Here is a 12992-nt window from a genome sequence, read left to right on the forward strand (position 1 = left end):
GTCTTGAGGTGAATTTAATGGTTCAATTAATAAAACCAACTGTTGATTTGCAGCCAGCTTATTTATCCTTCTACGAAGAGTGGAAAGCGTCTGAAGAACCCATGATACCTTGGGTAATTGAAAAAGATCCTAGTGATTTTCCAGCCATGGTCCGGTCGTTGTTGGATGCCGAAAAAGGAATTGGTCTACGAGAAAATTGGGTACCAGATTCTACCTATTGGCTAGTGGATGCGGAATACCGAATACTCGGTGCCGTGAACATTCGCCATTCATTAACTGAGTATTTATTAAACGCAGGAGGTCATATAGGGTACGGTGTACGGCCATCCGAACGTCAAAAAGGCTATGCAACAAAAATGTTGAGATTAGCTTTAGAAGAAACAAAAAAGCTTAGAATCAATCCGGTATTAGTGTGTTGTGACGCTGTAAATACTGCTTCAGATAAAACCATACGGAGTAATGGTGGCGTGGCAGATATAGATTTTGTTGAAGACAATGGGAATGTGATTAAACGATATTGGATTGGCTAAAGCTTTCTATGTGGTACTGCATATCGTGAACATAGATTTTTGATGTGATTTGTGATAGCATTACACTTTAAAGAAGTGAGGACGTGATCGAATATGATTAACATTGAAGTGCCAAAACCAGATATTACGATTGTTCAAAGAGTACAAGATCGTTCAAATGACGAACCAGAGATTCCTTCAGTTTACGGCTTTATTGATTTTCATCAAATTGCGCGTGACAAAGGCGGAATTATTATGTTCTTCAACAAAGAAGAAGAGCTTTTGTTTGTCGGAAAAGCGCGTAAAGTAAGACAACGTGTTAAAAAACATTTTGAAGATAATGTATCGCCAATTAAAGATCATCGTGATGAAGTAACTAAAATCAAGATTTTTTACGTTGATGATGCAATGGAACGTGAAATTTACGAAACATACATCATTAATAAATTTGTAGCGAAGTACAATATCGAAAAAAAATTCGCACATTAATCAGTAAAGCCATCCAAAAGAGGATGGCTTTTTTGTTTGGAAATTGCTTGAAAGACAGCTTTAAGTGAATTTATTACTCTCGAATTAAAAATTTTTACGTTTGAAAGAAATTAATATTGCATTTAAACGTAATTTAAATTACTATAAAAAGTAAGGAAGGGGTTTAATATGGATGATATTCGATTGAACGTCGCATTACTTAGAAGGAAAGTACCAAACTTAACAACAGCAGCAAAATCAATAGGCATTCGACCAGCCACAGTTTCAAATTTATGCACAGGTAAAATTGATTTGGGGAAAGCGGAAGTTCGCACTTTAGTTGGACTCGCAACACTTGCTAATTGTTCACTAGACGAATTGATACTTAGAGGGGAGAAGTTGAATATGATTGAAACGAAAATTAAAACGTTAGATTTCTTTGCACCTTTAGTAAAGGGAGGGACGACTGGATTAGTGGCTCGTCCTGGTATGGGTCAAGTAGTTATTTTAGCTGAATTAATGCATCGTTTTAAAAAGAGTGACCTCACAACTGTATTATTACTTCCAAAGATCAACCATCCCGAACTCGAAGGTACAACTGAATTAGCTGATATCGTGACATCATCAATCGATGAAACATTCACAACCCTAACATCACAGAGTGGTGATGTTGTTTTCATTACAGACAAGAGTTACATTGTGACTGGTGAACTCCTGGAATTACAAGAAAAATTGGTTGCAGAACGCGTGCAAAATATCACAACGATACTTGTCGATCTATCTGGCGAAGTGGTTGATGAAGACATGCCTTATGGTCCACTTGAAACGCTGTGGCATCTGGATGCCGATTTAGCAATACGCCAGCAATTCCCAGCCCTTCATCCGATTTATTCTACTTCTTCGATTCTGGAAGGAACAGATTTGAATCAACGTCACTTTAATTTAAGACAACGTGCACAAAAACTACTTCGTAGATATCGTGAGTTACGTTCAGTGATGACTGTGCATGGCATGGAGAAAATTCCTGCTGGGGAGCTGGGAACATATCAGCGGGGCGAGCGACTGGAAGCATACTTTACCCAGCCATTTTTTGTTGCAGAAGACTTTACAGGGCAACAAGGAAAAGCCGTACCGATGTCACAAACTCTACAAGATGTTGAATCCATATTAGATGGTAAGGCAGATCAACTGTCAGTAGATGAGTTGAAATATTGTGGAAGTTTAGTTTGATGTAACTAAGAGTGGAGATTTTTCCACTCTCTTTTTTTGTCGAAAAACGTGTAGATATCTAATCTTAAAATAAAGGGAATAGGTGTACATGTATCGAAATAGTATATAGTATGAATTTTTAATTTATTAACTAAAGAGGAGGAATTCTGATGACTTTTAAAGTTCAACGAATAGAAGATTTGAAGAAAGTCGACGTGTCGCAGTTGGTAACCGAAAGTGAAGAAGAAGGTTACCGTTTCTTAACTCGTTTAGTACATGATTATGAGGATGGATCTAATACGTTTAATAAAGATGGTGAAGCACTTTATGGTGTATGGGAGGGTCCTGAAAAATTAATCGCTATCGGCGGAATTAATCAAAACCCTTACACAGAAAATAAAGACGAAGCCCGTCTGAAGAGATTTTACACTCTTGGTGATGCACGCCGACAAGGTGTTGGGTCACAATTACTGTCTGAACTAGTAAATCACGCAAAAGGAACCTTCAAGAAAATTACGTGTCGTACAGAATCTGCAAAAGCAGATGCTTTTTATCGGGCAAATGGATTTGAAGAAACCCATGATACACCTGATACCACTCATGTACTGAAGTTAGGATAAAAGCAAAATGAGGAAACGCTTGAGTATAGCGTTTCCTCATTTATTGATAAGACAAAAAACTCAATAAGGTTATTTAACGATTTTAAAGGTTTCTAACATGCGGTGGAACCTAGCACCGTGTCCTTCTGCAGCTTCCAAGAAGTAGTACTGTGTGATAACAAAACTTCCTTCTTGACCGTTACTAATCACGTAAGCATTGACGATTTTACTTTCGGCTTCATTACCAGCTGCACCGTGTAAATTAAATCCTATGACTGGTTCGGTTACTTCTTCAACTTCTCTTAACTCAGGAAAGTCTTTTTTCAGCGCTGCTTCGATGGTATTTACAAGATCTTCTGGTTTTTCATCTGCAACTTGTCTAATTTCCATAGTTACTTCTGGATATTTTTCAGGTAGTGGGATGATGGTAGAAATGACGTCTGAGTTTTTACCATTTGTTAGTTCGTAGCGAGTCTCATCGACGTAGATAATATACTCGGAATCCTTTCCTTCATTTAACTGAACTTCAGTCTCTTCGTCGGTGCCCTCTATGTTTTGTATTATTTGTTTTTCGGGAACAAAGATTTCTTTAATTTCTTTCACAAACGCAGTACCTGTATCTGTTTGCAAACTCAATGCTATAAGCAATCCAGCAGCAACAGTAATGATAAGTGATATTGCATAATTTTTCTTTTTCAATTTTTTCACCCTACTTCTTATTAATGGATCTTCACTAAATAGTTCTTGTTCTAATTCCTCCCATATTTGATCCTTTAGAACCTGTAGATGTTTATCTGTTCGCGCATGCAATTCATCAGTAGCTCTCTTGTCAAGATTACTCACTATTATTCAACCTCCTTTCAGTAGGAAACAGCTGGTCTTTAAGTCGTTGCCTACCTTTGAACAATCTTGACTTTGCTGTGTTGTGATTAAGTTCAAGAATTTCGGCAATCTCTTTTTCTGTGAACCCTTTTAAATATTTTAGAATGAGTGGGATTCGATGCGCGTCATCAAGTGACTGAATTACAGTATATAAATCAGAAAGACTATCAAAAGATTCTTCTGCAATGGATGGTTCATTTTCTAAGTCAGGATGTTCGAACTTCGAGTAAAATGAGTTTTTCTTTAGTAATCGCATACATTCATTAGTTAATATTCGGTAGAACCACGGTTCAAAAGGAGAGCTTTGATTATAACTGTCTATTTGTCGGTACACACGAATGAAGGTTTCCTGTACAGCATCCTTCGCCATTTCACGATTCCGTGTAATCGCAGAGGCAGTTCGAATTGCATATTCTGCATATGCTTCGTACAAGTGACGAAATGCGTCTTTATCGCCGGCCAGTATTTGTTTATACCATCCATCAATATTCAATTATTATTCACTCCTTCCGGAACAACTGAAATCTGTTATTCTTACTATATTTACCCTTAGTAAGGCTAAGAAGTTTTCGACGTTTAAAATAAATAGTAAATGTAAATTAATTCGACCAAAGTGAAAGGTGCACTTACCTTGATGTGCTTTTTCACATTCTTATCTGAAATGGAGTGATTTTAATGGCAAGTGTGACAGGTATTGGTGGAGTGTTTTTTAAGTGTGAAAATCCTATAACTTTACGTAATTGGTACAAAGAAAAATTAGGTATTGAATCAGATGAGTACGGTAAAACATTTCTTTGGAATTCAACAAAGCCATCAGAAGTAGGAAGTACAGTGTGGGCACCGTTTACACAACAGACATCCTATTTTGAACCTTCTCAGAAACAGTTCATGATAAATTTCCGAGTTGATGATTTGATTGAATTAGTTGGAGAGCTACAAACCAAAGGAGTAGAAATTATAGCACCAATTATAGAAGAGAGTTATGGAAAGTTTGCTCACATTTTAGATTTGGAAGGAAATAAAATTGAACTATGGGAGCCTGTTGATGAAGTCATGTTAGATTGCTGAATCAAGAACAAAGTTGAATAAATAAAAACCTAGTTGAAACAGCCAAGTGCTACTTCAACTAGGTTTTCTGATTTTATTAAATCCATGTTTGACATCAAGCGTGAATCAATTTATACTAAGTTTAACTACTTTGTAAAACAAGGTAGTTAATTATTTGAATACTATCTTGTTTTACCATGTACCGTGTAGGAGGATAGAACATGTCACTTAGAAGTCAGCTGCTAAAAGGAATATTAGATGGTTGTGTACTGGCTGTAATTTCGAAAGCACCGGTTTATGGCTATGAACTTTCAAAGAAACTGCAAGATCTTGGATTAGGTGACGTTAGTGAAGGAACCATTTATCCTGTCTTATTACGCTTACAGAAACATGCACTAATAGTGGGGGAAATGAAACCTTCAGAATCTGGTCCCAACCGAAAATATTATTCGTTGACGCAAGAGGGTTTTGTAGCACTTGACAGAATTTCTTCAGAATGGCAACAACTATCGGTGCCGATTAATGCTTTATTAATGAAAGGAGAGAATCTTCATGAACGTTAAAGAATTAATCGAACAAAATAATGAAAAACGAAAAGACTTGAATGAGGAAAATAAAAAAACCTACACAGATTTGATGTTATACATTCGCACTAAGTTAACATTGTCTGAGAAGCAGTCAGAAGAAGTATTAATAGAAATGTTAGATCATTTATTAGATGCTCAAGAAGAAGGGAAGACGGCTAATCAAGTGTTTGGTGAAAATCCACAAATTTTTGCGGATGAACTCATTGAACAATTGCCGGAAGAAGAGAAGCGTGACATGGTCAAGTTTGTAGGACAGCTTGCCTTTAGCTTAGTGGGCTGGTTTCTAGTTGCGCGTGGGATAGTGTTGTTATTATTTTCTTCCTTTGTAGAAGTTAGCACTACTGTCTATATGATTCCGACCCTCATTATTTTTGGATTGCTTGCCTGTATTGTGTTTCTAGGTGTAAAAGTAATCTTTGGATTAATCCATCATTCACTCTTTAAAGAAAAATCGAATGATAAGATGAATATGGTCAAAGCAGGTTTGTTTGGGGGAGGGAGTTTCGCGGTTATACTAGCAGCTAATTATTACATCCGTGGTTTCGGTCCAACATTTGAATTTCCTTGGACAGCATCAATTGGAGCGGGTACCGTATTTTTATTAATTTCTTGGTTAATGAAATTCAAAACGAAGATTTAGGCCGGGGTAAAGATAGTATTCTTGCATTGTTTAAAAAGAGACTGACTCCAGACAGAGTCAGTCTCTTTTGGTTAATTATTACTCTTAAGCGCCTTCAAGACTCATCAATGTTGCTTCATACTCAACTAATGCTTCATCAAGTAATTGCAATCCTTCTTCAATTTGTTCTTTTGTCACAACCAATGGAGGGATCATTCTAATGACTTCTCCATGGTTTCCGCATAGATAGAATAAAACGCCTTTTGTAAGCGCTGAATCAAGGATTTTTAACAATCCTTCACCATTTGGTTCACCTGTTGCTGGATTAATAATCTCAATACCGATCATTAAACCTACTGCGCGGATGCTTCCAATAACACTGTGTCGTTCTTTCATACTCTCAAGCAGTTTGACTGCATAATTACCCATTTGTTTTGTGTTTTCAAGAAGATTTTCTTCTTTCATCACTTCTAATGTTGCTAGTGCTACAGAACAAGCGATTGGATTACCACCAAACGTTGTACCATGACTGCCAAGTGGCCATTGTTTCATTAGTTCACTAGACGCAACCGTTGCACTAAGTGGAAGGCCTGATGCAATACCTTTAGCAATCGCCATAATGTCCGGCGTCACATCAAATGTTTGCGCTGCAAACCATTCACCTGTTCGACCAAATCCAGTTTGTACTTCATCAAAGATAAGCAAAATTTGATGTTGATCGCAAATTTCTCGAACTTTCTTTAACCAGCCTTTTGGTGGAACGACATAGCCGCCTTCGCCAAGGACAGGTTCTAAAATTACACAAGCTACTTCTTCAGGTGTTACTTGATGGCTAAATAAAGAGGCGAAATCTTTTTCCAATTTCTCAATTGCGTAAGCCTCAGGGTCAGTTCCGGCTGGGCAATCTTTAATATTTGCGTAGGGTACTTGATATGTTAGACCAGATGGTTGCATAAATTTACGGTATTTACTTTTTGATGTAGTTACACTTAATGCTCCTAATGAACGTCCATGAAAACCACCTGTGAAGGACACGGCATAAGGGCGTTTTGTTACATACTTAGCAAGTTTAAGCGCACCTTCAACGGCTTCTGTACCACTATTAGCGAAGAAGAAACAATCAAGATCCCCGGGCATGATTTCGGCAAGCTCATCTGCTAAACGTAAAATAGATTCATACATAATGACGCCTGAAGGACCATGCATCAAACCGTCTGCAGCATCTTTAATTGCTTGAACCACTTTTGGGTGACGGTGTCCAACATTTGTAACAGCAATTCCAGACGTGAAATCAAGATATTTCTTTCCATCTACTCCGAAGTAATAACAGCCTTCTTCTTTGACAACCGGTAGATTTGGATGATCTTTCGCCATACTTGGTGCTAAGCGATTTGGCATATTTTTAACAAGATGATCCCATTTCTTTTCCATACAATTGACCTCCATAATCTAATTGCCATACTCTATAAGTTTACTAACAGGGAACAATGTCTTTATTTGATGGATTTCAAACTTTCTTCGCGTATTAGAGATAATAATTCGTCTTTATAATGCCCGAATTCTGGTGTACTTTTCATACTGAACTCTCTTGGTCTTTCAAGTGTAATCGGAATTTTCTTCTTTAATCGTCCTGGTCTTGCTGTCATGACATAAACAGAATCTGCTAAGAAGATGGACTCGTCTACATCGTGTGTAATAAACAAAATTGTCTTTTTAGATTCTTCCCAAGCTTTTAGTAATACTTCCTGCATGATGGTTCTTGTTTGGGCATCTAATGCTCCAAAAGGTTCATCCATTAATAAAATTTTAGGGTCATTTGCCAAAGCACGTGCTATAGCTACGCGTTGTTTCATGCCACCTGATAACTGTATTGGGTAATGCTTTTCAAATCCTTCTAAACCGATTAGTTGCAAGTAATGTCTCGCCAAATCATCGCGTTCTTTTTGAGAAACTCCATTTAACTTCAAACCGAATGTGATATTATCTTTGACATTTAACCAAGGGAATAAGGTATAAGATTGAAAGACCATTCCACGATCGGGTCCAGGACCATTAATTTCTTTACCATCCAGAAGAACTTGACCTGAATTAGATTCTTCTAAGCCTGCGACTATTCGCAAAATGGTTGATTTTCCACATCCAGAAGGTCCTAAAATAGTAACAAACTCACCATCAGCCACAGTGAAGGAAGTTTTTTCAAGTGCCGTGGTTTCTCCAGCTTTCGTTTTATATATTTTACCTACATCTCTAATTTCTAATTTAGGTGTAATGATTTGAGGAATAATAATCTCCTCACTTTTTGAAGCGAATTTTCCTGTTGTAGTGAATTCTGATTTTTGTGCAACCATGTTAAAAACCGTCCTTTCTCATCCAAGAAAATGAAGCTCGGTAGATGGATTTAAACATGATATCCGTAATAAGCCCAAGTAAACCGATAATTAATATACCAACAATAATTTTTTCGGGTTGTAGAAAACGAGAAGCTTGCATGATCATATAACCTAAACCACTAGATGCCCCAACAATCTCTGCTACTACTAAATAAGTCCAAGCCCAGCCAAAGGTAATTCGAAGTGTGTCAACGATACCAGGTAGGGAAGCAGGTAAAATGACTTTCGTGAAAATTTGTGCATTTTTTGCTCCTAATGTATACGAGACATCAATTAAATCGTTTTGTACATTTTTTGTAACATCCATCACCATAAGAGTAAGTTGGAAAAACGTACCTAAAAATATGACCGCCATTTTTTCTGTTTCACCAAGACCAATCCAGAGAATTAATAAGGGAATAAACGCTGAAGCGGGCATATATCGAATGAATCCAATGATAGGCTCAAAAGCTCCTTCCATTATGCGTAATGAACCCATCAGTATCCCTAATGGAATCCCAATTAATGCAGCAATCATAAATCCAGTAAATACTCTTGAAAAACTTATGCCAATATCAGCAAATATTTCTCCACTTACAAACATCTCAGTTGCAGTTGCTAAAACGGCTGTAGGAGTAGGTAAAAAGAGTGGATTTACAAATTCGCTGTAACTAAGTAGAGACCATATTCCAAGAACAAATATAAACGTTATAAATCCGGCTGATGTATAAATCTTTTTTGGTATTTCTTTATTTGGAGTTAACCATTTTGATGCCATTAAAACCCCTCCATCTATGTATCTATTTGGAATAAAGTAGAACACAAGAGGCATAAACGATGCCTCTTAAGTTAAACTCTGGAATATCGTTATTGGTTCAGAGAAAAACGATACTATACGTAGTCCATTACTCTATTCTTGAATAAAACTGCCATTAATTACATCGTCAGCCTTCAAGTCTTTTTCAAGCATATCTTGGTCTTTGTAAAACTGAATTGCATTATCTGCTGATTGATAAATCGAACCTTTTTCGTTTTCAGTACCAAATAATTTCGCGTTATCTTCTTGTGTAAAGAATTTCAATCCTGTTACTGTTGCTTCAAATTCCTTTACGTCGATCTTAAGACCTTTTGCCATAATTTCATTTGCTTCTTTTTCATTTTCTTTCCAGTAATCCATTGCTTCACCCATAGCTTTAACAAATGCTTTTACATCTTCAGGACGTTTATTAATAACGTCTTCTCTAAACGCAACCGAGTCAATGATAATACCAGGTAAATCTTTTGTTGATAATAATACTTTACCGTTCGCTTCTGCTCCTTTAGTTAACCAAGGTTCCCAAGTAACAGCGGCATCAACTTTTCCAGCAGCAAAAGCTGCCCCAGCATCACCAGCAGACATTTGAACGACTGTTACATCTTCTTCTGTTAATCCACCTTTTTCTAATGCAGTTAATGCAAGCATTTGGCTGGTTGAACCTACTTCAAATGCAATTTTTTTCCCTTTTAAGTCTTTAACATCTTTAATTTCCTTTTTAACAAGAATTCCATCCCCGCCGTATGAATCATCCAATAACCATACAACTTGTACTGGAATATCAGCACCTGCCAACGTTACTTGAACATCCAATGCTGTTGCCATTCCATCAATTTTCCCTCCAGCTAAAGTTGCTTTACGTTCGGCAAGTCCTTCAATAATTGATAGCTCAACGTCTAGACCATTTTTTTCGAAAAAGCCTTTTTCTTTAGCCAAGAACAGTGGTCCATATCCAGTCCAAGTAGGAAGCGTTACTTTTAACGGTTCTGATGACTTTCCATTTTCAGTTGCTTCAGTTTCTTTTTCTTTTCCGCAAGCGCCCAACGCAAGTAGTAACATAAGTGAACATAAAATTAATAACCATTTCTTCATCCCAATTTCCCCCTATTTCATATTCATAAGTGAGCTTCCATTAATGGCGTAGGCCATGGTAAGTGGTCCATGATGTATAAGTAATGTTAAGTAGTTCAATAAAGCAGCCCGTGCTATTTATGTGTTTCTGTAGCAATGCTCTCCGGGTTTACTAAACACCTCCTTTACTATTTTCTATTGCCATAACGGGATTAAGGCATTTTAGGGAAATTACTTTAATCGTTTTCTTCTATTATTGAAGGGTTAGAATATTTTTTTAACTTACGAACGACAGAAGGTTGGCTAATTCCTAATACATGTGCCATCTCTGTTGTTGTTTTATAACGTTTTTGGGCATTCAATAATACTTTCTTTTCAACAAACTCCAAAATATGAGGCAGGGTTTGTCCATCGAACTCAATGCCGATATGTTCTCCTTCGGAAGGTTGGTACTGTAAAGGTAAGTCTTGAAGACTCATTTTAGTTGATTCACTTCCAATATAGAGTCGTTCAAAGACATTTCTTAACTCCCGAAAATTTCCTTTCCATTCGAGTTGAAGGAGGTGGATAAAGAGTTCATCTGCTATGTTTTTTTCGGATTTATACTGTCCATTTAACTCTTTTAAATAAATAAAAATGGCTTTTTGTAGATCTTCTGGTCTTTCACGTAATGGCTTTAACTGAATAGGAGCGATATGAAGTAAATAGAATAGATCTTCTCGTAATTTACCTTGTTTCACTAACTCTTCTAACGGAAATTCACTCATCGCAATAATCCTAAAAGATGACTGTTTATGAAGAAGATTAAAAAGAACTGATTGGGAAGCAAGAGTCAAGTGATCAATTTCTTTTAGTACAAGTGAACCACCATCTGCTAGGGTTAAATAACCTTGTGACTTAGAGTCTGGATAACCGGTGAAAGCGCTTTTAAAAATTGTATCGGGTATCGAGCCACAATTAACTTCAATAAAAGGTCCATCACTTCGATTGCTTTGCGAATGAATAAATTTAGCTAACGATGTTTTACCAACTCCGCATTCACCTTGAATAACAATTGGCGCATCAATTCTTGCCATTTTAAGAGCTGTCTTTACCGCACGGGTTGAAGATTGACTGACCATAATAGAGCCATTTATTTGAATGTGTTGATCTCTTAAATGAGCTAATTCTTCTTTTACTTTTGACATTTCAGTTTCTAAATCTTGCAAGTACTCTTTCATGACAATCAACTCAGAAAGTTCATAGGAATAACTAATAACAAACTCGACTTCACGAAGATCATTGAAAAGAGGAATCCCTGTAATAAGTACTTTGCGACCAGATGGAGTCGTTTGTACGGTAACTACTTTTTTCTTTTGCTTAACTACTTCAGGTGTAATGGCAGGTGAAAAAATCCCTTGTGCTTCTAAGTCATAAACAGACTTACCTAAAAGCTCTCCTGGCGATAGGCCGTAATGTTCGCCACTAATTTGCGTTACTTTAATAATTTTTCCTTCTCGCGTAGTGATAATAATATCTTCGTCATGTGTATCTATGATTTCCTCATCGGTATTTGGAAGTAATAACATTGAATTCATTATTGAACTCCTTTATTCATTCTTGTATAAGACTATACAATACTGAATAATCTAATTACAAGTACAATTTAAATAATTCTAATAATTTATTTTTTATAAAGAATTAATAGGGAATTGCAAGTGTGAGATAATTCCCTGAAAATCAAAAAGACGCCCTATTAAGGCGTCTAGTTTAGGCGATTTTTGTTATGAATCACTCAGAATGAATGGCTTATTGCACTGTTTTTACAATTATTTCTTCCGGATGACTTTCCATGAAGTCATTGATATTTCTTCGAGTTCAGAAGCATCAAGTTTGAATGTTAAAGCACCTACATTGTCTTGTGCATGATGAACTTTAGTGGCACCTGGAATTGCAAAAACCGTCTCTCCGTGATAATGAATAGTCCAGTTTAAAGCAACTTGGCTAGCACTTACATTGTATTTTTCGCCAATCGCATCCAATAAAGAAATGAGGGGTTTAGTTTCTGCTAACCCAGATTCTTTAAACTTACGTTGATGTCTTCTTGGACCTTTAGCATCTTGAATTAACGAAGGATTATCATGAAATTTCCCTGTCAGCAATCCTTGTTCAAGAGGTGAATAGGCAATAATAGAAATACCAAGTTCCTGTGCGCGTTCTAATGTTCCGTTCTCTTCAATTCTTCGATCAAGTAAACTGTATTTCACTTGATTTGAGGCAAGAGTTTGGCCGTTATCCTTCAAAATTCGATGTGAATTGCCCATGGCTGAAGCGTTAAAATTACTTACACCAACATGCTTGATGTGACCGTCTTCCACAAGACTAACCATCGCTTTGATTTGGTTTTCTACAGAAGAAAGAGAATACGGTTGATGGATTTGATACAAATCAATCGGTCGGTTACTTAATGCTTGTTTTCGAGTCTCAATTGTTTTTGTAATAGAGTTCGCCATTCGAAACATCGGCCACCATTTGGTTGCAATTTTAGCATCGTCTGGTGAGGCTCCGATATTTTCAAGGGCTTTTGCTAATATCTTTTCGGACTCTCCACCACCATACACTTCGGCAGTATCGAACCAATTGATACCACCATCTAAAGAGGTTTTGATAATATCTTCCGTCATTTGGTCATCTAAAACGCCCCAAAACTTACCTACGACACCAGTCCCTTTACTAAACTGCCATGTTCCGAGCCCAAGGGGGGACAAGAGTAATTCTGTTTGTCCTAAAGGTCGCTTCTTTATGTTGTTTTGCATAGATTTCAATCCTCCAAAAGAGC

At 36.9% G+C, this 12992-nt stretch carries 15 protein-coding genes; 7 read left to right on the forward strand and 8 right to left on the reverse strand.

Annotated elements, in window-relative coordinates; genetic code table 11:
• Positions 1 to 17: 17 nt before the first annotated feature.
• The 4 genes from C8K15_RS02970 to C8K15_RS02985 all read left to right on the forward strand — a co-directional run bounded on the left by C8K15_RS02970 (position 18) and on the right by C8K15_RS02985 (position 2806).
• Complete coding sequence (locus C8K15_RS02970; protein ID WP_108584940.1) at positions 18 to 530, forward strand: GNAT family N-acetyltransferase; 513 nt, start codon at positions 18 to 20, stop codon at positions 528 to 530.
• 93 nt (positions 531 to 623) lie between these two features.
• The gene (locus C8K15_RS02975) at positions 624 to 998 is read left to right on the forward strand and encodes a nucleotide excision repair endonuclease (RefSeq protein WP_108584941.1); all 375 of its coding nucleotides are present in this window, start codon (positions 624 to 626) and stop codon (positions 996 to 998) included.
• Positions 999 to 1166: 168 nt separating this feature from the next.
• On the forward strand, positions 1167 to 2207 hold the full coding sequence (locus C8K15_RS02980) for a P-loop NTPase family protein (protein ID WP_108584942.1): 1041 nt from the start codon (positions 1167 to 1169) through the stop codon (positions 2205 to 2207).
• 149 nt (positions 2208 to 2356) lie between these two features.
• A complete protein-coding gene (locus tag C8K15_RS02985) occupies positions 2357 to 2806 on the forward strand; it encodes a GNAT family N-acetyltransferase (protein ID WP_108584943.1) in 450 nt (149 codons plus the stop codon).
• 69 nt (positions 2807 to 2875) lie between these two features.
• On the opposite strand, the gene C8K15_RS02990 is transcribed toward C8K15_RS02985, so the two are convergent.
• Both C8K15_RS02990 and C8K15_RS02995 read right to left on the reverse strand, forming a co-directional pair.
• The gene (locus C8K15_RS02990) at positions 2876 to 3628 is read right to left on the reverse strand and encodes a hypothetical protein (RefSeq protein ID WP_108584944.1); all 753 of its coding nucleotides are present in this window, start codon (positions 3626 to 3628) and stop codon (positions 2876 to 2878) included.
• Positions 3621 to 4160 (reverse strand): RNA polymerase sigma factor, encoded by a 540-nt coding sequence (locus tag C8K15_RS02995; protein ID WP_233260363.1) that lies wholly within the window; start codon positions 4158 to 4160, stop codon positions 3621 to 3623. The genes C8K15_RS02990 and C8K15_RS02995 overlap by 8 nt, the downstream gene beginning before the upstream one ends.
• Positions 4161 to 4342: 182 nt before the next feature.
• Between C8K15_RS02995 and C8K15_RS03000 the strand changes: the two genes are divergently transcribed.
• The 3 genes from C8K15_RS03000 to C8K15_RS03010 all read left to right on the forward strand — a co-directional run bounded on the left by C8K15_RS03000 (position 4343) and on the right by C8K15_RS03010 (position 5941).
• On the forward strand, positions 4343 to 4735 hold the full coding sequence (locus C8K15_RS03000; protein ID WP_108584945.1) for a VOC family protein: 393 nt from the start codon (positions 4343 to 4345) through the stop codon (positions 4733 to 4735).
• A gap of 200 nt (positions 4736 to 4935) precedes the next feature.
• Positions 4936 to 5277, forward strand: coding sequence for a PadR family transcriptional regulator (locus C8K15_RS03005; protein ID WP_108584946.1), 342 nt, complete (start codon positions 4936 to 4938; stop codon positions 5275 to 5277).
• A complete protein-coding gene (locus C8K15_RS03010; RefSeq protein ID WP_108584947.1) occupies positions 5267 to 5941 on the forward strand; it encodes a DUF1129 family protein in 675 nt (224 codons plus the stop codon). Before C8K15_RS03005 ends, C8K15_RS03010 begins: the two co-directional genes overlap by 11 nt.
• An 84-nt stretch (positions 5942 to 6025) precedes the next feature.
• Here the strand turns inward: C8K15_RS03010 and C8K15_RS03015 are convergent, their stop codons facing one another.
• The 6 genes from C8K15_RS03015 to C8K15_RS03040 form a co-directional block, all read right to left on the reverse strand.
• Complete coding sequence (locus tag C8K15_RS03015; protein ID WP_108584948.1) at positions 6026 to 7351, reverse strand: aspartate aminotransferase family protein; 1326 nt, start codon at positions 7349 to 7351, stop codon at positions 6026 to 6028.
• Between the two features lie 62 nt (positions 7352 to 7413).
• Complete coding sequence (locus C8K15_RS03020) at positions 7414 to 8268, reverse strand: ABC transporter ATP-binding protein (RefSeq protein WP_233260364.1); 855 nt, start codon at positions 8266 to 8268, stop codon at positions 7414 to 7416.
• Between the two features lies 1 nt (position 8269).
• The gene (locus C8K15_RS03025; protein WP_108584949.1) at positions 8270 to 9067 is read right to left on the reverse strand and encodes an ABC transporter permease; all 798 of its coding nucleotides are present in this window, start codon (positions 9065 to 9067) and stop codon (positions 8270 to 8272) included.
• Positions 9068 to 9199: 132 nt separating this feature from the next.
• A complete protein-coding gene (locus C8K15_RS03030) occupies positions 9200 to 10195 on the reverse strand; it encodes an ABC transporter substrate-binding protein (protein WP_108584950.1) in 996 nt (331 codons plus the stop codon).
• A 215-nt stretch (positions 10196 to 10410) separates the two neighbouring features.
• On the reverse strand, positions 10411 to 11751 hold the full coding sequence (locus tag C8K15_RS03035; RefSeq protein ID WP_108584951.1) for a sigma 54-interacting transcriptional regulator: 1341 nt from the start codon (positions 11749 to 11751) through the stop codon (positions 10411 to 10413).
• A 231-nt stretch (positions 11752 to 11982) separates the two neighbouring features.
• Positions 11983 to 12969: an aldo/keto reductase gene (locus tag C8K15_RS03040; protein ID WP_108584952.1), complete on the reverse strand. Its 987-nt coding sequence runs from the start codon at positions 12967 to 12969 to the stop codon at positions 11983 to 11985.
• Positions 12970 to 12992: the final 23 nt, after the last annotated feature.

The organism is Paenisporosarcina sp. OV554 (assembly GCF_003058165.1).
GTDB lineage: Bacteria > Bacillota > Bacilli > Bacillales_A > Planococcaceae > Paenisporosarcina.

What these genes read in the sequence shown, in the direction of transcription:
- C8K15_RS03015 (WP_108584948.1), bottom strand. Translation starts at nt 7,351, where the DNA reads ATGGAAAAGAAATGGGATCATCTTGTTAAAAATATGCCAAATCGCTTA.
- C8K15_RS03025 (WP_108584949.1), bottom strand. Translation starts at nt 9,067, where the DNA reads ATGGCATCAAAATGGTTAACTCCAAATAAAGAAATACCAAAAAAGATT.
- C8K15_RS03005 (WP_108584946.1), top strand. Translation starts at nt 4,936, where the DNA reads ATGTCACTTAGAAGTCAGCTGCTAAAAGGAATATTAGATGGTTGTGTA.
- C8K15_RS02970 (WP_108584940.1), top strand. Translation starts at nt 18, where the DNA reads ATGGTTCAATTAATAAAACCAACTGTTGATTTGCAGCCAGCTTATTTA.
- C8K15_RS03020 (WP_233260364.1), bottom strand. Translation starts at nt 8,268, where the DNA reads ATGGTTGCACAAAAATCAGAATTCACTACAACAGGAAAATTCGCTTCA.
- C8K15_RS02985 (WP_108584943.1), top strand. Translation starts at nt 2,357, where the DNA reads ATGACTTTTAAAGTTCAACGAATAGAAGATTTGAAGAAAGTCGACGTG.
- C8K15_RS03035 (WP_108584951.1), bottom strand. Translation starts at nt 11,751, where the DNA reads ATGAATTCAATGTTATTACTTCCAAATACCGATGAGGAAATCATAGAT.
- C8K15_RS03000 (WP_108584945.1), top strand. Translation starts at nt 4,343, where the DNA reads ATGGCAAGTGTGACAGGTATTGGTGGAGTGTTTTTTAAGTGTGAAAAT.
- C8K15_RS03010 (WP_108584947.1), top strand. Translation starts at nt 5,267, where the DNA reads ATGAACGTTAAAGAATTAATCGAACAAAATAATGAAAAACGAAAAGAC.
- C8K15_RS03030 (WP_108584950.1), bottom strand. Translation starts at nt 10,195, where the DNA reads ATGAAGAAATGGTTATTAATTTTATGTTCACTTATGTTACTACTTGCG.
- C8K15_RS02980 (WP_108584942.1), top strand. Translation starts at nt 1,167, where the DNA reads ATGGATGATATTCGATTGAACGTCGCATTACTTAGAAGGAAAGTACCA.
- C8K15_RS02975 (WP_108584941.1), top strand. Translation starts at nt 624, where the DNA reads ATGATTAACATTGAAGTGCCAAAACCAGATATTACGATTGTTCAAAGA.
- C8K15_RS03040 (WP_108584952.1), bottom strand. Translation starts at nt 12,969, where the DNA reads ATGCAAAACAACATAAAGAAGCGACCTTTAGGACAAACAGAATTACTC.